The organism is Bartonella sp. AA2SXKL, from assembly GCF_042197205.1.
In the GTDB taxonomy this organism is placed as follows: Bacteria; Pseudomonadota; Alphaproteobacteria; order Rhizobiales; family Rhizobiaceae; genus Bartonella.
In genome coordinates, this window is the sequence record NZ_JBHIRN010000004.1 from 25,168 (window position 1) to 49,865 (window position 24,698).

A 24,698-nucleotide genomic window follows, 5' to 3' on the forward strand; every position below is an offset into this window, starting at 1 on the left:
ATAGGTTTAGGAAAGCGTGCTGTTATGAATATTCATAAAAATGCTTCAAAAATTGATATCAGCAAAACTTCTGTTTTAAAAAGGAAAAGATGTCCTCTTACCTGCTACTGAAGAAACTGTTCAGATTTGTCTTGATGTTGCTGAAGAGCTTCAAAAAACATGAAGTTATCCCAACGCTTACAAGTGTGCCAACAATTCAACTTTGAGATAATAGATCAGTGTTAGAGTTATGCCAATCTCACCAATCTGTTGTTGTCTGTGAAGAGCATAGTATCAAAGGAGAAGCTTGGAGATGCAATTGTTAAATCGCTTATGGAACAAAACATTCTATGCCAATTTGTATCATTAGGCCCCCACAATCCCCCTCTGCAATAAAAACGAACTGGATATTTTAACAAGTTATAAAATCAATCGAGAACGCATAAATAGTGTTAGAAATGACATACTATACAAAAAATATTCAACTGCTTCCTAATATGCTCGCCAGTTCAAAAACATCATAAATCATTGAGAATACAAGAAAATAAGAAAGAAAAGCACATTAATTCACGCAGTTTTGCTCTCAGTAAACGAGCTTTTTAAAGATAGTACGGATATTTTTTCATTGCTTAAAAACGTACTCCATAAAAACAATATCATATCCATATAATATATTATCCAATGAACTTAATATAAATAATATATAGATTATAGAAATATTATTTATTAGATACATTTTTTATTATAATTATAGATTAAAATAAATACATATTGACATTTTTAATAATTTTATTTATATATAATAATTAATATTATTCTATATTAAAGTAAAACTAAATGGATTTTATAAATTTACGTTTTATGCCAATGTGGAAAAGAAATAATTAATATATTATATTTTAATGTTTTTTATATACAGGAGGGAAAAATGCTCACAGCATTATTTATAGCTATTTTTTCTATATCAACAGTTGTTTTACCTTTAATATCAGCACTTGTTCCTTTTTATCCGTAGAATGAGCTTTTAATAAAGTAAATAAAATATGTATGCAATGTTATTATTGTTTTTTTTCGTGTTTATTATTATCAATAATATTTAATATTATTGTAGTTACTGAGTATTTTCTGTGATTTTATAGAGGAGCTTATTGATCTTTTCTATTTAACTTTAACTGTCAACATATTTTTAAAATATATAATTATGCTCCTCTATAAAAAGACTTTCTTTTTCTGAAAGAAGTATAACATATTGCTTTCATTGCTTAAAAACATCTATATTTACTAAACTCTTGCGTGTAATATCTTTGATTATCTGAGTACCAGTCAGTGTCATAGCTACCCGCATTTCATTGGCAAAAAGATCAAGGAGATGCATAACACCTTTCTTACCTGCTGCTGCAAGCGCATAAACAAAAGCACGGCCAATCATAACAGCATCCGCACCTTGTGCTATCATGCGTATAACATCAAGACCAGAACGAACACCTGAGTCCACTAAAATAGTCAAATAATCCTTTACAGCATCCGCAATTGCAGGCAATGCTCGTGTTGTTGATAATACACCATCAAGCTGACGTCCGCCGTGATTAGAAACAACAATACCATCCGCACCAAATTTTACTGCTTCTCGAGCATCTTCTGGATCAAGAATACCTTTCAAAATCATTTTTCCTTTCCAAAAATCGCGAATCCATTGTAGATCATGCCAACCAATTGATGGATCAAAATTTGCACCAAGCCAACCAACGTAATCATCCAATGCAATTTTCTTTTTGAGATAAGCAGAGACATTTCCAAGATCATGAGGGCGCCCCATAACACCAACGTTCCAAGCCCAATATGGATGAGTCAAAGCTTGTAAAAAACGACGTAAACCAGCATAAGGACCAGACATTCCCGAATGCGCATCACGATAACGTGCACCAGGAATTGGCATATCAACTGTAAAAACCAACGTGCGTACACCAGCCAACCAAGCCCGTTCTAGTGCATCACGCATGAAACCGCGATCTTTGAGAACATAAAGTTGAAACCAAAATGCACCTCCAACCGCTTCTTGCACTTCCGCAATAGGACAAACTGAAACAGAGGATAGAGTAAAAGGAATCCCTTTTGCCGCTGCGGCACGCGCTGCTTTTACCTCTCCACGACGTGCATACATGCCCGTTAGCCCAACAGGCGCAAGTACAATCGGTAAATCAAGTGTCTGATCAAAAAGCTTGATTGAAAGATCAACTTCACCAACTTGCCTTAGAATCCTTTGACGCAATGCAAGTGCTTGAAGATCTGTACAATTACGTCGCATCGTTTCTTCAGCATAAGCCCCACCATCAATATAGTGAAAAAGAAAGGGAGGAAGACGACGCTTTGCTGCCTTACGATAATCAAGTGTTGAAGAAATAATCATTGATGGCACCATTGTTTCTAAATGAAAAGAGAAAACATCCTAAAACGCATAAAAGCGAATCCATGTACCTACCTATTCGCTATTCTCCCAAAGCACTCTATTGAATAGATAGAAGCAACAGAGACTGCAACTTTCTAAAAAAACTAATTGATAAAAACAACGTCTTTATTGCTCTTATCCAAATTTAAAATCTCACAGTATGAAGTATCATTAATAACGTATCTACTCATATATTCTTCATGTGCAATTAAAATGTTATACTCTCTTTAAAGCAATCCCTTTTCGAAAGCGATTGCTCCGTAGCTTAATTAGTTATAATTTAAAGTCGCTTCTCCCTCCAAAGATCCTTACATTATCAGTTATTAAGAATATAGAGTGTCATTAAGTATAAATCATAATCTCCCCCAAAAGATGAAAAAATCCTTTATTAATACTGGAAATAAAGCTGTCGCATACATGCAGAAATCTTCTTATATCAATATTCAAAACTGAGATCTGTTACTTATTCATGAAAGTTTATAGTGCCTAATTCATATAAAGCATAAAAACTTTTAATGTTCATACCAATAGAAACCTTCATATTTAATTGAATAATTTTCTAGCAATATTATATCTTGAGGCTATAAATGAGTTACTAAAATTAGAACAATGTTTATTGAAAATAATTGTTACTAAACTGGAGTGAAACTTATTTATTAACGCTTAAGGATAATTTTTATGCGGAATAAAATATACTGGTTATTACACTCTAGAAAAATTGAGTCAATTGCAGCATCCAATCTCGCATATTTACTTTGAAAAGTGAGTAGCTACTGTTATATTGAATTTTATTAACCTATTGATTTATTATCATAAATATGAACAACATATTGAATATAGTAAAATTCTTTCATTGTAAATTTTGTCATGATGAAATAATCAAAACTATTCTTTTGCACATCATAAATGGAGTTCGTATAGATAGAACCTCTTGAAAAAAGAAGTAAAAATGCCTCTCATCCCCTCTCAAATGCAAGAGATGAGATAACCTTGGAAATTAAAAATAGAATGCATGACGCCGGTTTTGCGAAGCACAAAATTTTCTTTTATCTAAAATACGCTTTCTGCATACATGTTATCAAAATTCGTGGTTCCCAACTCATTTAAAATGCTTGGACAACTTTAAACCCTGTGCTTGATAATGTGATCCAACATCATGTCCATAAAGGGTTGATGGTTGATTAAGCATATGCTCATAGACCAAACGGCCAATAATTTGACCATGCTCTAAGATAAAAGGAACTTCATGGCTCCGCACTTCTAAAACCGCTCTTGCTCCTTTTCCCCCCGCCTCCTTATGCCCAAATCCTGGATCAAAAAAGCCTGCATAATGCACCCTAAACTCGCCCACTAAAGGATCAAAAGGTGTCATTTCTGCGGCATAAAGCGGAGGCACATGAACAGACTCTCGTGAAACTAAAATGTAAAATTCATCAGGATCAAGAACCAACTCCCTTTGACCACGATCAAAAAGAGGTTCCCAAAAATCTAAAACGTGGGCAACGGCACGTTTATCAATATCAATAACACTTGTATGATGTTTACCACGATAACCTATAAGCCCGTTTTCGTCTCCCTTTAAATTAATGGAAAGACCAATACCACCAACACTAATATTAGGAAAATCATCCGATATCAGTGTTTCTTGCCTTTGCAAAGTGTGCAACTCTATTTCATTTAAATAACTTTGCCCTTTTCTAAACCGAAGCTGTGATAAATGTGAGCCTGTATGCACCAAAATTGGAAATGTGCGTGGACTAATTTCCAAATAAAGTGGACCATGATAACCAGCACAAACTTTATCAAACTCTTGAGCATTATCCGTAATGACACGTGTAAAAATATCTAATCGGCCTGTAGAACTTTTGGGATTGGCAACAGCAGATAAAAATTCTGGTAAAGCTAAACTTTCCAAAAGAGGAACAATATAAACACACCCCGTTTCCAAAACGGCTCCACCTCGTAAATCAAACTCATGCAACTTTAACCGTTCAAGCTTATCCAAAACTTTTGTATCAGGTCCCGGCATAAAAGAAGCACGTATACGATAAGCTTTCTCCCCTAAACGAAGATCAAGGCTTGCTGGTTGTATTTGAGATCTATCAAATGGACACTGAGCCTTGAGAAAGTTATTCTCAATCAAAGCTTGTATATCACTATCTGCTAAAATACCGCTTATACGCGCCATATATATTGCCTTCCCTTTTTACATTGTTTCTTTTTTGACCTAGATGATAAATTGGTGCAAGCTATTTTAAAGTGATAAAAACTATTTTTATGTTTTTTCCAACCGACTTGTTAACATAAAATAAAATAGGAGGTATTGTAAAAATAATACCTCTCATGTTCTCTTATTCTTGAATGTCTCGCAAATGATGTTATCATAATTTTCTATAGAACCCTTAAGATTCCTGTTAGAATTTATTATGATTATACGCCATCTTAGCGAAAATATTATTAATCAAATCGCCGCCGGTGAAGTTATTGAACGACCAGCAAATGTTGTCAAAGAACTTGTTGAAAACGCTATTGATGCTGGTGCAACACGCATTGAAATTATTACAGCAAATGGTGGAAAAAATTTTATAAAGGTGAGTGATAATGGTTATGGAATTCCTGCAGATCAATTAACTTTAGCAGTTTCTCGCCATTGTACCTCAAAGATTACCGATGACGTACACAATATCTGCTTCCTTGGATTTAGAGGAGAAGCCCTCCCCTCTATTGGTTCTGTTGCTAAACTTAAACTCATTTCACGAACAAAAGATGCTGAGAGCGCTGCTGAAATTTCCGTTACTGCAGGAAAAATTGTAGGACCCAAACCAGCTGCTGCGAATCTTGGAACAATTGTTGAAGTTCGTGATCTTTTCTTTGTCACGCCAGCACGATTAAAATTTATGAAAACTGATCGGGCTGAAACAAATGCTATTAGCGATATGATTAAGCGAATTGCTATCGCATTTCCACATATCCGCTTTTCTCTTTCAGGACTAGACAGAACATCTATGGAATTGTCTGCTACAGAAAATAATATTCAAGGACAATTACAACGTATTACGCAGATTATGGGAAAAGAATTCGCCCCTAATAGCATTGCGCTGAATGCTGAACGCGAAGCGGTGCGCTTAACAGGTTTTGCCTGTTTGCCATCTTTCAACCGAAATAACAGCCTTCATCAATTTGCTTATGTTAATGGACGTCCCGTGCGTGATAAATTTCTATGGGGCGCTATCCGAGGCGCTTATGCTGATGTCATGACACGAGATCGTTATCCTGTCGCTATTCTTTTTATTGACCTCCCACCTGCTGAGGTAGATGTTAATGTTCACCCAGCCAAAGCTGATGTACGATTCCGTGATCCAGGATTAATTCGTGGTTTGATTGTTGGAGCTATTCGTGAAGCATTGCAGCAATCTGGTATTCGTCCTACTTCAACCCGTTCTGAAGCAATGCTTGCTGCATTTCAAACACAACAATCATTGGCACAACAACCATTAGGCAGTTTTAAGAACACGCACCAGTTCTCTTCTTACAGTTCACAACCTCATCATTTTACCAGCGCTCCAATGGTCCAAAAACCATTGGATAGTACTCACTCTTTTGATTTAAAAGAAGATGCCGCTCCTATTATGGAGGGCTTAAATACACCAAGTGGGGATGCATACATTCCAAGCACGACATCTTCATCAGAAGAGTTATCTTATCCATTAGGAGCGGCCAGAGCACAAATCCATAAAAACTATATTATCGCCCAAACACAAGATAGTTTGATCATTGTCGATCAGCATGCAGCTCACGAACGATTGGTTTATGAAGCACTCAAAAATGCACTTTATTCCAAACCACTTCCTTCACAGTTATTACTTATTCCTGAAATTGTAGAACTCTCTGAAGAGGATGCAACATGCCTTTTAACGCATAAAGATGCTTTGCAGAAATTTGGATTAGGAATAGAACCATTTGGACCAGGAGCAATTGTTGTGCGTGAAACACCTTCCATGTTAGGAGAGATCAACGTCCAAGCCCTTATTAAAGATCTCGCAGATGAGGCTGCTGAGTATGATACAACAAATAATTTAAAAGCAATGCTTGATTATGTTGCAGCAACGATGGCCTGTCACGGCTCAATACGGTCAGGGCGCCTTTTACGCCCCGAAGAAATGAACACACTATTACGACAAATGGAGGCAATACCTAATACAAGTACATGTAATCATGGACGCCCTACTTATATTGAACTCAAATTGGCAGATATAGAACGGCTTTTTGGCAGAAAATAAGCCTTTCATCATTTTTACAAGAAAAATATTTTAAAATTAACTCTCGACTTTATAATATATTTTATGGCACTTTTCTTGAATCTCTTGTATCAAGTAAAAAGGAGTTATAATGTTTCCCAATGGTGAACGCGAAGCAAAAATTCATTATTCTAATAATGGATATGACATTATAGAATATGGTACCTATACCATTTGTGCTGTTAGCGGGCAAAAAATCCCTATAGATGATTTAAAATATTGGAATCATCACCGCCAAGAAGCATATGCTAGTTGTGAAATTTCCTATCAGCGCGAACTTGAGTGCAACCCATATCTCAAGCAATTGTTAAAAACAAAAGAAAAATAACCCCTCGAAAGCTATAAATTTAGCCTTTGCCTTTTAGACAAGAAAATTCAAGGGAACGTTTTCTAAAGCGGGTCATGACCTCTTCAAGGACCATACGACAGAAGTCTTTTTGAACAAAATTGACATTCACATCAAAGATAATAAGATTTTTCAAATCTTTTTGCATGTGAATTGTCTGTATACGGGTATAATCTTTAGCTGTTGTTGCGAGCCATAAATTGTGCATTTTAGCCTTTTGTATAAGGCTTTTTAAATTTTTATCTGTGAAAAAATAGTGGTCTGGATATATGTAAGTTTGCACCACATGACCAGACAATTCTTTAATAGATTTAAAAAATTTATCTGGATTGCCAATACCAGCAAATGCCAAAAATGATTTTCCTGAAACCTCATCAGAGGCACTGGCTTTAAGATGAGCACGATATAAAGGCTTTCCAGTACGCGAAACAAGAAAAGCGACATTATCAGGCGCATCGGAGTGACCAATCAATAAAACACTATCCATAAAAGAAAACTGCGTTTTTAATGGTACGCGCAAAGGTCCTGCTGGAAAGACAGCTCCATTACCAAAACCGCGCATCGCATCAACAACGAGTAACGCATAATCCATATAAAGACGGCGACTTTGAAATCCGTCATCCATTAAAATAAGATTACATCCCTCTTGTTTAAGCCGTTGTGCCGCTGCATAACGATTAGGTGATACAGCTACAAAAGCATGCCGTGCAAGTAAAAGTGCCTCATCTCCAACACTATATGGAGTATCATATTTTTCATTTACAAGATGTACCCCTTTAACTGATCCACCATAACCACGAGATATAATACCAGGTACGAAACCAAGTTCTTTAGCCACTTTTGTAAAAGCAATAACAACCGGCGTTTTACCCGCACCACCACATGTAAAATTTCCAATACACAAAACTGGCAGATCAATCACGGGAGGCTGTCTTGTCATAAAACGACTTGAAAAATAACCATACCCCCATGAAACTGGAGCTAACACAAAACGCAAAAAGCTTTTATTTTTCCACCAAAAACGAGGGGCGCTAATATGCATATCTACCCTGACGCTGACGTAAACCTGTTTGTATTACAAGGGGTTGTAAAAATGGATCTAAAATCTTTAATGTGCGCTCAAATGCACCTGCCATACCTGTCGCCACTTCATGAGCCTTATCAACCATTTCTTGCCGCAATGTTTCATTTGTTAAAAGCTTATACACCTGAATAGCAAGCTGTTTTGTATCTTGAACCATATATGCTGCATCATGCGTTAGAAATTGTTTGAACATCTCTTGAAAATTTGAAACATGGGGCCCTGTCAAAATAGCGGAACCAAGCAAAGCCAATTCCAATGGATTGTGTCCACCATTTCCACATAACGATTTACCAACGAAAGAAACTTTCGATAAGCGAAGAAAAAGTCCCATTTCTCCAATGGTATCTCCCCATAAAATATCGGTATTCATGTTTGGAACAACGTCTCTACTCCTACGAATAAAACTTAACCCCTTATTATCGCATTTTCTGATAAGATCTTCTGAACGTTCAGGATGACGAGGTACAATAATTGTTAATAAATCTGGCAAATAATTTTTAACAATTTTATGGACCTCAAAAGCAATCTCCTCTTCCCCTTCATGCGTTGAAACAGCTGCCCAAACTGGGCGATTGCCGATAGCATTACGATAACGTGCAAGCAATTCTTGATTTTCAACCAGAAAAACATCAGCCTTGAGATTACCAGAAAACGTAACAGATTTTACGCCAAGTGTATGGTAATAAGCTACATCTCTTTCGTTTTGACCAATCGCCAAATCAATATCCTTAAAAATATGTTTGGCAAGAACGCGTCGTTTTTGCCAAGCTTTAAAAGAACGTTCAGACATATGGGCATTAACCAAAATCTGCGGAATACGCATTTTTGCAAGTTCTTTAATACGAAGGGGCCAAATTTCTGATTCACAAATCAAGACGAGATCAGGCTTCCAATGACTAATAAAACGGCGCACTGCAAAATCTAAATCCAAAGGAGCATATTGATGAATCAACCTATCACCAAAATGTTTTTTCACAAGAATAGAAGAGGTCACAGTCCCTGTTGTCATTAATACATTGATTTTCAATGATAAAATATAATTTACAAGTGGAAAAAGTGCAAGTGTTTCTCCAACACTTGCTGCATGCAACCAAACTAATGAACCTTGGGGGCGTACATGAGAACTTTTACCTAAACGCTCTTTTTTGCGACACCACTCTTCTTTTCCACGAATAGCACGAAAGAACAAATAAAAAGGAATAACAGGACATAAGCAAAAACCAATTATCCGATAGCTTAAAAGAGCCGTATGTGCCTTTAATTCTACCATTTAAAATCACCTCATCCAGCTATTTTAAGATATCTATATACTTATTTTGTTAAAAAATTCATCAACACTATTGGTTGCATCCATATTTTTTAATATCATCGATATCTTAAATAAAAAAAGCTTAATCCATGAGAAAATTCAATACATATACACATTATTTAAATCTCTTTTAATTAAATTTTGTAACTTATATCGATTTTATCACTTCATTCTGCACCCTATAAAAAATCTTACTCAAAAATAACAAAACTACATTTCAGTCGATTATAATTTTTAAAATATAAATGATAAACCTATGACATAGATTGTATCAATTTTTTCAACTCACTGAATAAATACTTCTTATGATTTTAATGAGACTTTGAATTTTGCACGTTGGTATTTTAGAGAAAAAGCTTATTTTTACATATGTTAGGTATTGTCAATTTTTCAAAAAATAACCCATATAGACATTACAACCTAATATAAATACAACAAATAAAATGTGTTTAAAAGAAAGCTCAATCTCTATTATTTCATTTCAATAAAATGAATATGTCAAACTAATCTTAAAAACTTTTGAATAGTATAGAGTTCTCATTTTAAATTGTGATATAATCTCTTAAAGGTAATCCAGAAAAATCTAATCTTGTTTAATAGAGAATTTCTTAAAAGTCTTAAAGCAATTTAAATAAGAGTTTTCAAAATTTTAAATCCTCTCTTTTCAGGAGGTCGCAATGATATATTATTCCTTTTAAGATTGTATATAATCAACACAAAATGATTAACTTATAGATTTTAGTTTTAAATGAGTACTCAAGAAATCCTTATGAGGTAAGTTAACTTCATAAATCTATTCAGTTTCTCTAAATTTCTAATTTTGGTAAAGTTTCTAACGACTTTCATGGTTTCTAAGCTTATCGTAATAACTCGTTGAAAAAATTCCAATAGATAAGTAACGAGTGCTAATAATCTCAACAGAGTAATAATTGCTATCATTAATAATGCTACTCTTTTTATTAATCTTAACGCATTAGTGTCTCATACCCCATTCAAAAGCAGAGTGACTATTCACAATATAATCATAAACTTCGAGTGATAGCTGTCATGATAATATTGCTGTTGTAAATAGGTTGATAGAAACTGTCTTGCATTTTTATTAAGCGTAAAGATGGTGGTGCAATAATGGATTTTATACCTTGCACAGACACTATTATGAAATGGGCTTGGGTGTTTTGGGAGATGTTTTCTTAAGAAAACATATGAATTTTAAACAACAAGCATATTCTTTTTTACGGCATTCTATTTTACCCAAAGAACGTACCTATGAAAAGGACGACTAAACAAAAGCATGAAGCAATCTACAGGTTATAATGACCCAATATTCAAGCTTTATTCTGCATCGCCTAACTCAGCATCAAGAAACTGATGCAAATCTACAATGTAATAACGTTGTAATGCATTATCTACACTGCTTTGTGCTTTTGCCTGCCATGCTTCTTGAGCGGATTGATAATCTGAGAAAATACCAACCACATCTAAATCATCAGGATTCTTAAATTGATTACTGTTAAGATTTTTTAATTCCCCACCAAATACAAGATGTAAATATTGTTTTTTTTCGTTGGTTTCAGTCATATGTGCCTCCATATCATTTAGATTATTTTAGCGCGCTTTTACATGATTAAACTAACTTTGTTTGACGAACAACATCTATCATATCTTGACAGCAATTATTTTTACCAGCAATTAAAAGTCCATACTGGTAAGGTTCAATTCCATAAGATAGTAAAGGGGCATCAAGCGATAAAAAACACCCTCCACACTCCTGCAAAATAAGATCAGCAGCGGCAATATCCCATTCATGACAATTCGGACGAACTAATACGATATCAATTTCATCTTGAGCAACAAGAACAATACGATAAGCAAGAGAAGGAAGATAATGGTAAAGACTGACTTGATTGAGAAAATCATCTGGTAATTTTTGTGCGAGCGATTTATCAAGTGAAATTTTATATTTTCGATGAACCTGAAAGGCTAAACGAGGAAGTTTTATCCCATTTAATGTTGCCCCTCCACCCGTTACAGCTGTATAAACATCTCCTTGAGCCGGACATTGTAAAACGCCCACAATAGGACGCCCATTCTCAATAATAGCAACCGAAATACACCAATAAGGATTGCCAGAAAGAAAACCACGCGTTCCATCAATAGGATCAACAACAAAAGAGCGCTCATAATAATCTTGTTTTTCTCGATTATCTTTTGTTTCTTCTGAAATCCATCCATAATTTGGACGAGCTCCAAGAAGCCTCTCTTTCAAGAAATGATCAACAGCAAAATCTGCTTCACTAACCGGGGAATTACCTTCTTTAATCCAGACATCCAACGTGCATCCAAAATACCGCATTGCTAAATCTCCTGCCTCTCGACAAACATCACGCAAAAGATTTAAATCAGAAGAATGATGCGTGTTATTTTCCTGCAAGTGTCATCCCTTCAATTAACAATGTTGGAGCAGCTGTACTATAACGCCGATCAATATCATTGGCAGGTGTTAAATGTGCTAACATATGAAGCAAATCAGAACCTAGCGTTACTTCACTTACCGGATAAGCAATTTCACCATTTTCAATCCAAAAACCGGAAGCCCCACGACTATACTGACCAGTAATAAAATCAATGCCATGACCGAATAATTCGGTCACATAAAATCCATTTCGCAAATCTTTTATCATATCGCAAGGCGATACTAAACCCGGTTCAATAGCAAAATTTGTACTGGTCGGCTGCACTAATGATGCCGAACGCATACCGTGTCCATTTGTTTTAAGTCCCAATTCACGTGCTGTAGATGATGAAAGAAGCCAATTTTTTAAAATACCATTTTCAATAATATTGAGTGTTTGCCCCTCTACCCCTTCTCCATCAAAAGGATGAGAAGCATTTCCACGTAATCGCAAAGGTTGATCGGTTACATTAACATTAGGCTTCATCACTTCCTTGCCTAGGAAATTCTGTAAAAGACTCGTTTTTCGAGCCACAGAGGCTCCATTGACCATAGATGCGATATGCCCTGCAATTCCACGAGCCGTACGCGGATTAAAAATAACATCAACGCTCCCAGTCGCCGCACGAACTGCACCCAAACGTCGAACAGCACCAAGCCCTGCATTCTTTCCCACAGTTTCTGCTGCCTCTAAATCAGAAAAATGTAAGGCTGTTGTATAATCATAATCCCGCTCCATCTGTGTTCCTTCACCTGCAAGAGCACTACAAGAACGTGAAAAACAACTTGAGCGATAGGCTCCACAAAAACCATCGCTGGTCACAAGAATAAACCCACTACGGCCATAAGCTGTTGCAGCGCCACCAGAATTGCTTACACCTTTAACATCAAGAGCTGCTGCCTCCGTTTTTAAAGCATCTTCTGTTAAAAAATGACTGCTGGGTACAAAATCATCAAAAAGATCAAGATCTTTAGGATACTTAACCAAACACTCTTTATCTGCCAAACCTTCAAATAAACTATCGGGAGAAGCTTTAGCCATCGCAACAGCACGTTCCGCAAATTCTTGCGGATAAGATCCTAAATTAGCAGAAACACTTGCTACTTTTTTTCCAACAAAAACCCTTAGAGTAAAATCATTGCTCTCTGCTGCTTCTGTCGATTCGACTTTCCCAAAACGAACTGATACACTGGTAGAATGAGCATGAACAATAACAGCATCAGCAGCATCTGCCCCAGAACGCTTTGCTGCTTCAACCAGCGAAACAGCTTTCTCAATCTGGTTTTTGTCAGTCATTATAGACTCCCTAAAATATTTTATTATTTACATTGATAAGCATTCTGACAAATTTATACAAATCAGAATATAACTCTTGTGTATTGATTCATAAGATTATGCACATTCATGCATTCTTTTTCTTTTAATGCATTAAATCATTTCCCTTTTAGCTTCTTTATGAAAAGACGTAATATGCCGTATATGCCGTAAAATCTCTTTAGTTTCAAGATTTCTCATGGGGCCCTTATCATTTTAGGAGCCAAATCTCCACTGATAATCAAATCAACAGAACAATTGACAATTAACAAAAGTCTTAGCAATAACACTTGAATTTAAGCCAAAATCCTCAAAAATTCGAAAAGCATAAAATGATTTAAATCACAGGTCTTCCTTCCTCTGGGTAGTAAAAAACTTACCTCATCTCTTTCCTATAGCATTCTTTAATTTCCAAGCAAGAATCAAGAAAATGCCTTATATTTGTATACACTTCTTTGCTTCTATAAACTCTCTCATAATGAGACGGCACTCTTGTAAATGAAACAAAACTTAAACAGAGTAAAAAATATTTCCTTCCGTTATGGTTTCAACAAAATGAGCAGTCATAAACTTCTTTACCCTAATGGACGTAATATCATAAAGAACTCATTTTTTATATTTAAAAGTAATCAAAGAAATTATCTTGTAATCTTTCAATAAAATTAACAGTTTGATTTATAATTATAATTTATTGTTTTGTAATTTGTATAAAAAAGCCTAATATCATAAAATTCTCTCTGTTTCGAACCTATTCATGTTGAGTCAATCACAACTATTTGCGAGCAAATCATAAGTAAGGAGCGTATGAATGAAAACCATTTAAGAAGAAATCAAAATGTCTCTTATGAAGGTTTTAAATGCAAAAGCTATCGCAACATTAGAAACCAGCAAATATCATGACGATATGGGCCTACATCATAAGAGAAGCAATGAGCTTCTGAAACTTTCTCATTTTCAACGAAGAGAGCATCTTATAAGCTTTTATATATAAAAAATTCAATGAATTTCATAAGATTTTTAGTGCAAAATTAATCCCGTAAGATGCTTTGACACGATTTCAACAGCTAACTAAAACCAAATCATAGCTCATCAATTTGCTATATACTCATAACTGATTTCATTCTAACAAGGCTAAGAGTTCTGCACCTTTTTTAAGGTATTAACTTCTTTATAAATGTACCCCCTTACAAAATGCTTTTGTTTTCAGTAAGAGCACGTCTACTCATTTCAATCATTGCATCCCGAAGATGTAACTTAATTTTTGATCCAATAATCATTCCAAATAAAGGAGCAAGTAAACCAGACATGATTACAGTATGACGAATTTTGTTATTTGAAGAACCAGTTTTTGTTGAACAAATATATTCATGATTAAAACTCATACGTATAAAAGGAAGTTTAGCATAATCAGAAAAACAAACATTTTTTATAACTTTATCAAGTGTAAAAGTTACTGTAGGTCCCTTTTTAGGTTTCATGCGTCCTATAGCGCCTTCTTTGAAAGGACCAGAAAGTTCTACCCACTCAAGTTCACTATCCCAGCAAGGCCATGATGCCACATCTTCCCATATAGCCCAAATTTGCTCAGCACTTGCTTCTGTACTAATCTCTTCACTATATATCCAATTAAACACGATAATCTCCCCTTTTTTACAAATTACTTATCTTTAGTGATAAAGAATAATATAAAAAAGTATCCTTAAAGCTGCACCACGATAAGATACTTAATACTCTCAGATTTACTTAATATGTAATGACTAACTCAACAAGCGATATTACTAAACTAAACACACAAGTATTCAGGATAAATGAACAATATTTTCAATACTAAACAAAATATCTTTTTTAAGTTTATACAATAGCAAAAATAGAAGTTACGCATCATATAAGATATCAATGCAGACTGCATAGCTTAAAGCTTTCAACTGTTGATGAAATGTGATGATTAAGGTATAGCAGAAAGAAATTAGACAAAAAAGATCATAAATATTATCGAGGAATATATATCCTATTGGAGAAAAAAATCCTTCTGTAGTAAAGCTAATAAAAATTCATCAATTCCTTTAACATTAGAATCTTTTATTGATTTTCTGCTTAACCTTTTAAAAAACATATAAAATGAAGAAAACTGTGAAAAAGCATTTTTTCATCCTATCGGATAAACACAAAAACTTTCTCAAGATGTAAGCGATCGTAATTTATAGAGACGTATTGCTGTTTCACCATAAAAACGCTCATCATCTAGATAAAAGACGTCAGGTAAATCAATCATTGTATCTTTCTTTTCTTCAAGTATGAAAAGTGTATCAGCTTTTGCCCACCCTCCTCGCAAAGCTTCTACAAAAGCGCATTCACCTAAACAACGGCTATAGGGAGGATCAGCGCAGATAACATCGAATGGAAGCATTGTTCCAATATTACCAAGTTTGGTTGCATCTCGACGCAAAATCCGCCCTATTGACTGTAATTCAAAGGCTTCGATATTTTTTTGAATTACCCCACGCCCCTCAACCGAGTTTTCAACAAAAACAGCAGCCTTTGCTCCACGCGAAAGTGCTTCGATGCCTAAAGCACCAGTACCAGCAAAAAGATCAAGAATGCGTTTATTGGTCCAAAATTCTTCTTCACGGCTAGAAAGAATATTAAAAAGGCTTTCACGTGTACGATCACTCGTTGGGCGAATCGACTGATTAACAGGCGAAAACAAAACACGCCCAGCAAATTTACCGCCTATGATCCGCACGTGGACCTCCAAATCGCTTCGAAGTTTTTGCACCGTCCCTATGTGGTTTAGATTTTTTCATAGCACCACCAAACGATTTTACCTTTTTCTTTCTCTCAAAAGAATGCTCATCATGACTACCTTTTATCATTTTCTCTTTATCCTTTAAAAAGCGATCTTTCTTACCAAAGGGATGCGTCTCTTCATAAGATATTTTGCCATATTTTTGAACAAAACTTTCCCTCTTCTCTTTGTATGACGGATTTTCTTTTAGTTTTTCCTTGCTTCGATGAAATGATTTTCTACCATCCAAATCGCTCTTATGACCATGCGATTTCTCCTCACTATAAGAAGGCTTTCTACGTGCACTTTGCGGACGTGCACCAGGAGCCATCCAAACATTAGCACGGCGAGAACGCGGTAGAAAACGCTCTGCTTTTCCTTCTTCACTTTTCTCCTTCTTTACATTCTCATGAGACTTTGTACTTAATCGTGCGCGACTATGTTCAACAGAACCATCTCTTGGTCGGCGTCGTATTGCCCTTTCACTTGAGAAAACCCAACCATCATTTGCAATAGAAAGATCTTTCTGGCTTTGCTTTTCTGCAACAACTGCAGAATTTGAAAATGGCTTAAGAATAGGAGCATCAAAATCTGCATTGGCTTGCATAATCAAACGCTCCCCCAACTGATCTCGTAACATCCGCCCTTTTAACTCTTGCACGGCTCCTTCTTCTAAATCAGAGAGATGAAATGGACCATAAGATACACGTATTAATCGATTAACTGATAATCCCAATGCCCCTAAAACATTCTTTATTTCACGATTTTTTCCTTCTCGCAAAGCGACAGAAAGCCATACATTCGACCCTTGTTCGCGTTCAATTGATGCTTCAATCGAACCATAAAAAATACCATTAATCGCAATACCATTTTTAAGGTTATCCAACGCGCTCTGCTTGACTCTTCCATGAGCACGGACACGATATTTGCGGACCCACCCCGTTACAGGAAGCTCTAATACACGCGCTAAGCCACCATCATTGGTTAAAAGCAAAAGCCCTTCCGTGTTAATGTCAAGCCTTCCAACAGAAAGAACACGCGGCATTCCTTTTGGTAAATTACTAAATACTGTGGGTCTGCCTTCAGGATCACGGTTCGTGGTGACAAGACCTGCTGGCTTATGGTAAAGCCATAAACGGGTTCGTTCTATAGGAGGTAAAGGTTTGCCATCAACTTTAATAACATCAGAGCGGCTAACATTAAAAGCAGGCGTTGTCACGACTTTACCATTCACAGAAATACGACCTGCAACAATCATCATTTCTGCATCTCGACGCGAAGCAATACCAGCACGCGCTAACCTTTTAGCAATTCGTTCACTCTCATTATTTTCATTCATTTGCGTTTCAAACCAATCTTTGCAAGTATGTTCAGAAAATTATTCACATGCACCATACCGCTTATCCTGAAAAATGAAGTAGCATAATCATTTATCATTTTCTATCCTTTAACGACAATAATGTATCTGTTGACTTGCAAGTTTGTTTTAAACTCTTAAAAAAAATAGAGGTATTCTTTTCATTATAAAAGCGTAATAAATCATTCATTCCATAGCATTCCTTATCGAGATAACCTTTAGATTTTCTATACCTTCAGTAGAAAGAATATTATGACCTTGACGCCCATGGAAATAGCCCTTTTAGAAGCGCAAGAGGCTGCAAAAAAAGATGAAGTTCCCGTAGGTGCTATCATTACACGTGGAAAAGCTATCATTGCACGCGCTGGTAACTTTATAAAATCTGCATATGACCCTACAGGACACGCAGAAATACGCGCAATCCGTATGGCTTGCGAAACATTGCAAAGCGAAAGGCTTCCTGATTGCGATCTTTATGTAACACTTGAACCTTGTGCTATGTGTGCCGCTGCCATTTCATTTGCACGCATACGACGTCTCTATTATGCAACAAATGATCCCAAAGGAGGTGCTATAGAAAATGGCCCACGTTTTTATCAGCAACCAACCTGCCATCACAAACCTGAAATTTATTCTGGTTTCAAGGAAAAAGAAGCTGCTCAATTACTTAAAGACTTTTTTATACAAAAGCGATACTAAAAATAATTCTTCTTCCATAACTTTCACTCTTTAAAAACTATCCTACTTCTCAAAAAAGACTGTTAATTCTTCTGATATATATATAGCAAAAGCTATTTCGAAGCATTTTTTCTCTCTTTTAATTCTGCATATTGTTTCTATTAGATGATACATTCATTCAAAAGAATAATTCATTATTTTGTATATAAAATATAAAGTCCAAAATATCGTAGATATGCTCTCATTTCAAATTACATTGAAACAGTAAAAATCACTTTCTTGCACATCATAAGCGGAATTATCGTCTGGATAAAGAACGTTTTAGAAAAGACTAAAAATGTCTCTTATGAAAGCTCTCAAATGCAAGAATTATCGCAACATTGGAGTCTGTAAAATAAAATGATGGTATCCACTTTCTCCTTCCTAAGCATAAAGTATTGGAGCACAATAGATTTTACGTTATACTAGCCACATGAGCAATGTTGTAAAATGAGCTTGAGAAATGTTTCGTGTTAAGGAAACGCATAAGGAGTCTCTCGATGCTGTTGTCATATTGCTATTTCATGAGAATACCCCCTCCTACAGCAGCATTATAACTGCGCGCGAATGAGAGCTTGGTATCATAAGTAATTGGAAAAATACTTTACTTTAAATATTTTGTCTTTCCCCTATCGACCAATAGGTGCGGTTTTTGCCGGTTGGCGATAACTTAAAGGTGGTTCAGTGAGATAGCGACGGTATTTTGAACTTCCAACTTGTGCTCTCTGACGACGTAAATATTCCTGTCGTTGCTTCGCATTCAACTGTGAAGGATTTTCTGAACCAACGCCATTAACTGACGATCCTTTGTGAGGAAAAGGAGTATTTCCTTGATGCTGCTTCGATGCTGCCATTTCATTGACAGATCTATCTTGTTGTGGTACCGGCAAAAATCTGCGTGAACTAGGGCTTGGTATTACAAGTTTTGGATGAGGTTTCATAGCAATCTGGCTGCTATTATTTGTTGGTGTTAATGAAGTAATATTAGCAACATCTTCAAAAAACTGTATCGAAACCGGTTTATTGGTACCATAGGTAGGAGCGGATAAATTGCATCCCGTTAAAACAAAGCACATCCCTAAAATTCCTATTGGAAATATTTTTATTTCACGTTTTCTCACTGCCTATTCCATTTCCTAAGTATATGGCTGATTAATATTCCCGTTATTTATGAGAGAACGGTCCATACACAAATTTCCCCCCTGCAGACAAAATAACGGAATTTACTTTGTACCACAAAAAACTATATTCATCAATATGAGAAATATACTTGCATTTCTTTCCTTTGATTTAAAATTTTAAATCTTACCAAGAATCTGTAGTTCCCGCAAAGCAGCTGCATCACGAGCAGATACATCCGGATAAGCTGGATCACTTCCAACATCTTGTGTATAACGCCATGATCGAGCACATTTTTTTCCTAATGCCTTCTCTGGATATACACCAACACCTTCAACATCATTCAAAGTAAAAGCATCAGAAGGTATCGTGTCCTGCGTAATTGTGAGCGCACTGGTAATACAGATCTCCGCCATATCCACATTTTCTAATGCCTCTCGTAAAACCAGATTGGAAATAAAAACAATAGGCGCAGCTTCCAAAGAGGATCCAATACGCTTATTAGCACGTTCAAGCTCTAAAGCACCTGTCACAACTTTACGGACCTGCCGAATTTTTTTCCAACGCTCAGCCAAAGATTGGTTTTGCCATTCTTCTGGTACAGAGCGAAATTGTTCCAAATGCACCGATTGGCTTCCTGGATAACGCTCTAACCAAGCTTCTTCCATAGTAAAAGGTAACATTGGAGCAAGCCATGTGACCATATGCTCAAAAATCTCACGGACAACCTGCAAGGAAGCCTTGCGTTTTTTTGATGAAGGTGCATCACAATAAAGAGAATCCTTGCGGATATCAAAATAAAATGCCGATAACTCAATGATTGAAAAATCCAATAATGCACGCATAATCTTTTTAAAATCAAATTCATCGTAAGCGCGATTAATCAACTGATCAAGTTCAAAAAGCCTATGCAATATAAATTTTTCAAGATCCGGCAGTGCACCATAAGATATTTCTTCTCCATCATCATGTGCTAAAGTTCCTAGCATCCAACGAATTGCATTGCGTAGTTTACGATATGAATCCACATTTGTTTGAAGTATTTTTTTGCCTAAACGCTGATCTTCCCAATAATCGGTTGTCATAACCCAGAGACGAAAAATATCAGCTCCAGATGTTTTAATGATCTCTTGCGGAACAACCGTATTGCCTAAAGATTTAGACATTTTCTTACCATTCTCATCCAAAGTAAAACCGTGTGTGATCACGGACTTATAGGGAGAACAAGCACGCGTACCACAGCTTTCCAAAAGAGAAGATTGGAACCATCCGCGATGTTGATCTGAACCTTCAAAATAAACATCAGCAGGCCATTTCAAATCAGCCCGATCTTCTAACACAAAGCTATGGCTGGCTCCAGAATCAAACCAAACATCCAAAATATCATAAACCTGTACCCAAGGCTCATGTGCACGCTCACCTAAAAAACGTTCACGTGCTCCTTCAGCAAACCATGCATCTGCCCCTTCTGCTTCAAAAGCCCGTAAAATACGCTCGTTCACACCTTCATCTTTTAGAATAACACCATCCTCATTTGCAAAAATACAAATAGGAACACCCCAAGAACGCTGACGAGAAAGAACCCAATCAGGACGATCTTCTATCATAGAAGCTAGGCGGTTTTGTCCAGAAGATGGCACAAAACGCGTTTTTGAAACAGCTTCCAAAGCCCGACTACGTAAAGTTGAACCATCCCCAAAATCTTTATCCATTGAAATAAACCATTGCGGTGTATTGCGAAAAATAACGGGTTTTTTTGAACGCCAACTATGGGGATAGGAATGCTTTAAACGCCCCCGTGCAAACAATCGATCTGCTTTAATTAAAGCATTAATGACCTCTTTATTGGCATCACCCATTTTTCCATTATCATCAATAACACGTGCAGGTCCTCCTTCACGATCTGGTCCTAAACCTGGAACATCTTTCGTATAGAACCCTGCATCATCAACAGGAAACGGTATAGATGAATCAATCCCCGCTTGCTCCAGTAAGGACTTATAATCATTCCAAATTTCAAAGTCCTCACGCCCATGGCTTGGTGCTGTATGGACAAAACCTGTACCAGCACTCTCTGTTACGTGCGAACCATCAAGCAATGGAATTTTATAATTATACCCTCCAGCTAAACCTTTGAGTGGATGAGAAAGAACAAGAGCTTTCAACTCTTCAGAAGAAATAACACGCAAATGCTTCAAAACAAGTTTGGCTTTTTCTCCACAACTCATCGCTAAAGCGTCTGCAAAGAGAAGCTTTTCTCCCACTTGAGGACCAAAATCATTTTCAGCACTTTCAACTTCGTAAATACTATAAGAAATTTGCGAAGAATAACTCACTGCACGATTGCTTGGAATCGTCCACGGTGTTGTTGTCCAAATGACGACATGAGCACCATATAAATCATCAGAATTTGCTTCAAAAACAGGAAACTTAACCCAAAGCACCTCTGATTCATGATCATGATATTCAATCTCAGCCTCTGCCAAAGCCGTACGTTCCACAACAGACCACATCACTGGCTTGGAACCACGATAAATCTGATCTGACATAGCAAATTTTATCAATTCACTGGCAATGCGTGCTTCTGCATGAAAAGCCATTGTAGTATAAGGCGTATTAAAATCTCCCACAACACCAAGGCGTTTAAATTCTTCACTTTGAATAGTTACCCAATGCTGTGCAAATTCACGGCATTCTTGACGAAACTCGTTAAGAGGTACCTCATCCTTATTTTTTCCTTGTGCTCGATATTTTTCTTCAATTTTCCATTCAATTGGAAGCCCATGGCAATCCCAACCAGGTACATAATTTGCATTAAAACCGCGCATTTGGAATGAACGAACAACCACATCCTTTAGAACTTTATTTAAAGCATGCCCGATATGAATATGACCATTTGCATAAGGCGGACCATCATGAAGAATATAAAATGGACGATCTTTTGCTTGTTGACGCAATTGCGCATAAAGCCCCATATTTTCCCAACGCGCCATCAATTCAAGCTCTTTTTGCGGAAGCCCTGCACGCATAGGAAAATTTGTCTGTGGGAGATAAAGAGTTTTTGAATAATCTATTGTTTCATTTTTCACAGCCATTGTGAAATATCCCTGTCCACTTTTACGATTTCATTTTTGCATAACTTCCCTGAACCCTGCAACTCTGGTTTTTATCTATAGGGAAAGCCGAGCTTATCATTCGTATTAAGCAGCGATCAGGAAAATATATCATCACACTCTATGGGCTTTATCATGAAATTCACAAGAAAAGAAACCAAAAAGTGATCTTAAAAAAAAATAAAGGCTCCACTGACAGTGGAGCCTCTTAGAAATTTACTCTTTAAAAAATTAGAATTTATAAGCTACACCAACACGGAAATCATTGGTTTTGTAGTTAACTTCAAGTTTTTCCTTTGCAAATTTCTTTTTACCAAAATCAGAGTAACGATATTCTGCACGTACAATCACATTATCTAGAAGCGAGAAATCAACGCCACCACCAAGTGTGTAACCAATCATGGTTTTTGTTTCATCAGCTAAGTTCTTAGAAGAAACGACTCTTCCATCCTCATCCTTAACAGATATTGATACAGTGTCTTGGAATTGCCCATAAGCAATACCACCAGCAAGATAAGGCATAAAGCGATCAGCAGCAAAACCAATACGTACCCGTGTAGCACCACCCCAATTTTGTTTGAAAGTATGACTTAAAGTTTCAACTGCATCCTCTTGATCAAGACCAAGTTCAGAAGCCATCTTTTTTATTTGTTCTATACCATATACACTGGAAGCGTTCTTATCCACCGCTTGTGTACTTTGTGCACCGTGTCCAGCCATATTCTGTCCACCATGAGAACGAGAAGCATGTGGATTAGCATTTCCGCTACCATGGGTGCCATGATGACCTCCGTATTGGGCTCCGCTTGTTCCATTGGAAGCTTTTGCTGTTTCAGAAGATGATCCTGATCTCGCGAGGACAAATGTCCCTCCGCTCGGTACTGTTCTTTCTTTTAATGATGATTGTTCCGATGCAGGTGCTTTTGCTGCTGGCTGACTTGATTCTGTTCCCGTTGATGAGATAGAGGGCGCGGGTTTTACAGCAACCGATTTTATTGGATTAGCTTGCACTTGTACAGCCCCTGCTGATACAGATGATGTTTCTGCAGATTTTGCAGACGCAGTTACTCCATTTGTTCCTCCTACTGATGGTTGATCTCCTGTGTCTGATCTTGCCAATAGGAGCGTTGACTGCTCTGGTGAGCTTGCTCCTGTGGTAGAGGATATTGATTTAGGTGCAGGTGATTTTAATCCATTTACCCTGCTTACCAATGTCGGTCCTGTACCTGATCTTTCCAATGAGGACGATGGCGATTGCACTGAACTCACCGTCTGTCTAGAGGATGCTGATTGTGGTATTGGCGATGCAGATGGCGTTTTTAATGGTGGTGTTGAAACTCCTGAATTTTCCCTTCCCACTACCACTGTTTTTTCTGCTGTTGAATTGACATTGCCAGAACTTCTAGTTGTTGCTGCTTTATTTGATTGTGTTGCTCCTGTTTGTGGTTGTTGAACTGTATTTACTGATCTAGTTAGTGCTTGACTGGATTGCGCTGCAACAGATTGTTCTGACGTGGATCCTGCTGTTGGAGTCCCTACTGTTGTAGTTCCTGTACCTGCAGGTGCTCTTGAGGTGTCTTTTTGCGTTTGTACTCCTTCTGTTGCTTGTGAGGTTGGAGATATTTGTGGTTTTGCGGATCTGCGGGATCTTACGACTGCATTTTCTACTGTAGTGTTATCAGCCGCTCCTATGGTAATGGTCTTTGTGTGTTTTTTTCCAGATACCATTAAATCCGTATCGATGCCAAAAATAAAGTTGTCACCGAGATCAATATTAGAACCTGCATAAAAACCACCTGCAAACCCTGAAAGTTTAGGAGAGAACTCTTTATCCAGTGGTAAACTCTTTTCTTGACCAACAAGAGCCATATCAGCTTTGCTTGAAAAACCACCAGCTTGGACACCTAAATAAAGACCTGTCCATGAAAAAGTAGGTGCAACAATGGTAGAAGCAGTCGATGATGCTGGCTGATGAGGAATCATAACATCAGCAGCTAGTGCTGTAGACGCTGAAATTAAAGAAAAAATAGACGCTGTTATTAAACGTTTTGTATTCATAAAATCTCTCCAAATATCCAAAATGAAATTCATATAGAGCATCTTTTCTGAAAGATCTGTAGCAAAAATGACACACTCACAAAAAAATAAAGAATTTTTGCAAATAAGGCTTCTTAAACTTTTAATTTTGCATTCAATAAGAATTTGTAAACTAAATCACACTAAAATTATGTGTATTAAAGTTGGATTCATTTTCATTAAAGTTTCGCATAACTGTTAATGATAATATTCTTTATAAATTTCTTTTACCAAAATCTAAATAACAGTATTCTGCATACAATAAACTATTATCTGTTATTGCAAAATCAATACCAGCGCAA

General features: G+C 36.6%; 16 protein-coding genes. 3 read left to right on the forward strand and 13 right to left on the reverse strand.

Features of this window, described 5'->3' with window-relative positions:
• Positions 1–1,234: 1,234 nt before the first annotated feature.
• Both lldD and ACFINS_RS03940 read right to left on the reverse strand, forming a co-directional pair.
• Positions 1,235–2,386 carry an FMN-dependent L-lactate dehydrogenase LldD gene (gene lldD / locus ACFINS_RS03935; protein WP_375612383.1) on the reverse strand — a complete coding sequence of 384 codons (1,152 nt, stop codon included), beginning with the start codon at positions 2,384–2,386 and terminating at the stop codon, positions 1,235–1,237.
• A 1,138-nt stretch (positions 2,387–3,524) separates the two neighbouring features.
• Positions 3,525–4,613: a 2'-deoxycytidine 5'-triphosphate deaminase gene (locus ACFINS_RS03940; protein ID WP_375645986.1), complete on the reverse strand. Its 1,089-nt coding sequence runs from the start codon at positions 4,611–4,613 to the stop codon at positions 3,525–3,527.
• A gap of 238 nt (positions 4,614–4,851) precedes the next feature.
• Between ACFINS_RS03940 and mutL the strand changes: the two genes are divergently transcribed.
• Both mutL and ACFINS_RS03950 read left to right on the forward strand, forming a co-directional pair.
• Entirely contained in the window at positions 4,852–6,705 is a 1,854-nt protein-coding gene (gene mutL / locus ACFINS_RS03945) for a DNA mismatch repair endonuclease MutL (protein WP_375675103.1), read from the forward strand.
• 109 nt (positions 6,706–6,814) lie between these two features.
• Positions 6,815–7,051, forward strand: coding sequence for a DUF2093 domain-containing protein (locus ACFINS_RS03950; protein WP_375608064.1), 237 nt, complete (start codon positions 6,815–6,817; stop codon positions 7,049–7,051).
• 19 nt (positions 7,052–7,070) lie between these two features.
• Here the strand turns inward: ACFINS_RS03950 and lpxK are convergent, their stop codons facing one another.
• From lpxK to ACFINS_RS03990, 8 genes are all read right to left on the reverse strand, one after another.
• Entirely contained in the window at positions 7,071–8,111 is a 1,041-nt protein-coding gene (gene lpxK, locus ACFINS_RS03955; protein ID WP_375705914.1) for a tetraacyldisaccharide 4'-kinase, read from the reverse strand.
• Positions 8,101–9,423 carry a lipid IV(A) 3-deoxy-D-manno-octulosonic acid transferase gene (waaA, locus tag ACFINS_RS03960; protein ID WP_375612378.1) on the reverse strand — a complete coding sequence of 441 codons (1,323 nt, stop codon included), beginning with the start codon at positions 9,421–9,423 and terminating at the stop codon, positions 8,101–8,103. Before waaA ends, lpxK begins: the two co-directional genes overlap by 11 nt.
• Positions 9,424–10,794: 1,371 nt before the next feature.
• The gene (locus ACFINS_RS03965; RefSeq protein WP_375616897.1) at positions 10,795–11,040 is read right to left on the reverse strand and encodes a DUF4170 domain-containing protein; all 246 of its coding nucleotides are present in this window, start codon (positions 11,038–11,040) and stop codon (positions 10,795–10,797) included.
• Positions 11,041–11,086: 46 nt separating this feature from the next.
• Complete coding sequence (locus tag ACFINS_RS03970; protein ID WP_375700873.1) at positions 11,087–11,893, reverse strand: 3'(2'),5'-bisphosphate nucleotidase CysQ; 807 nt, start codon at positions 11,891–11,893, stop codon at positions 11,087–11,089.
• Entirely contained in the window at positions 11,880–13,211 is a 1,332-nt protein-coding gene (locus tag ACFINS_RS03975) for a TldD/PmbA family protein (RefSeq protein ID WP_375705915.1), read from the reverse strand. The genes ACFINS_RS03970 and ACFINS_RS03975 overlap by 14 nt, the downstream gene beginning before the upstream one ends.
• Positions 13,212–14,413: 1,202 nt before the next feature.
• Entirely contained in the window at positions 14,414–14,863 is a 450-nt protein-coding gene (locus ACFINS_RS03980) for a hypothetical protein (RefSeq protein WP_375650758.1), read from the reverse strand.
• 542 nt (positions 14,864–15,405) lie between these two features.
• Positions 15,406–15,972, reverse strand: coding sequence for a 16S rRNA (guanine(966)-N(2))-methyltransferase RsmD (gene rsmD, locus ACFINS_RS03985; protein WP_375650754.1), 567 nt, complete (start codon positions 15,970–15,972; stop codon positions 15,406–15,408).
• A complete protein-coding gene (locus ACFINS_RS03990; RefSeq protein WP_375650749.1) occupies positions 15,953–17,353 on the reverse strand; it encodes a pseudouridine synthase in 1,401 nt (466 codons plus the stop codon). The genes rsmD and ACFINS_RS03990 overlap by 20 nt, the downstream gene beginning before the upstream one ends.
• Positions 17,354–17,623: 270 nt before the next feature.
• Here ACFINS_RS03990 and ACFINS_RS03995 point away from each other — a divergent pair, with 270 nt between their 5' ends.
• The gene (locus tag ACFINS_RS03995) at positions 17,624–18,070 is read left to right on the forward strand and encodes a nucleoside deaminase (RefSeq protein WP_375613519.1); all 447 of its coding nucleotides are present in this window, start codon (positions 17,624–17,626) and stop codon (positions 18,068–18,070) included.
• A gap of 647 nt (positions 18,071–18,717) precedes the next feature.
• Here the strand turns inward: ACFINS_RS03995 and ACFINS_RS04000 are convergent.
• The 3 genes from ACFINS_RS04000 to ACFINS_RS04010 all read right to left on the reverse strand — a co-directional run bounded on the left by ACFINS_RS04000 (position 18,718) and on the right by ACFINS_RS04010 (position 24,378).
• Positions 18,718–19,209, reverse strand: coding sequence for a hypothetical protein (locus tag ACFINS_RS04000; RefSeq protein WP_375650745.1), 492 nt, complete (start codon positions 19,207–19,209; stop codon positions 18,718–18,720).
• A 177-nt stretch (positions 19,210–19,386) separates the two neighbouring features.
• Entirely contained in the window at positions 19,387–22,302 is a 2,916-nt protein-coding gene (gene ileS, locus ACFINS_RS04005) for an isoleucine--tRNA ligase (protein ID WP_375612103.1), read from the reverse strand.
• A gap of 249 nt (positions 22,303–22,551) precedes the next feature.
• Positions 22,552–24,378, reverse strand: coding sequence for an outer membrane beta-barrel protein (locus ACFINS_RS04010; RefSeq protein WP_375612102.1), 1,827 nt, complete (start codon positions 24,376–24,378; stop codon positions 22,552–22,554).
• Between the last annotated feature and the right edge of the window lie 320 nt (positions 24,379–24,698).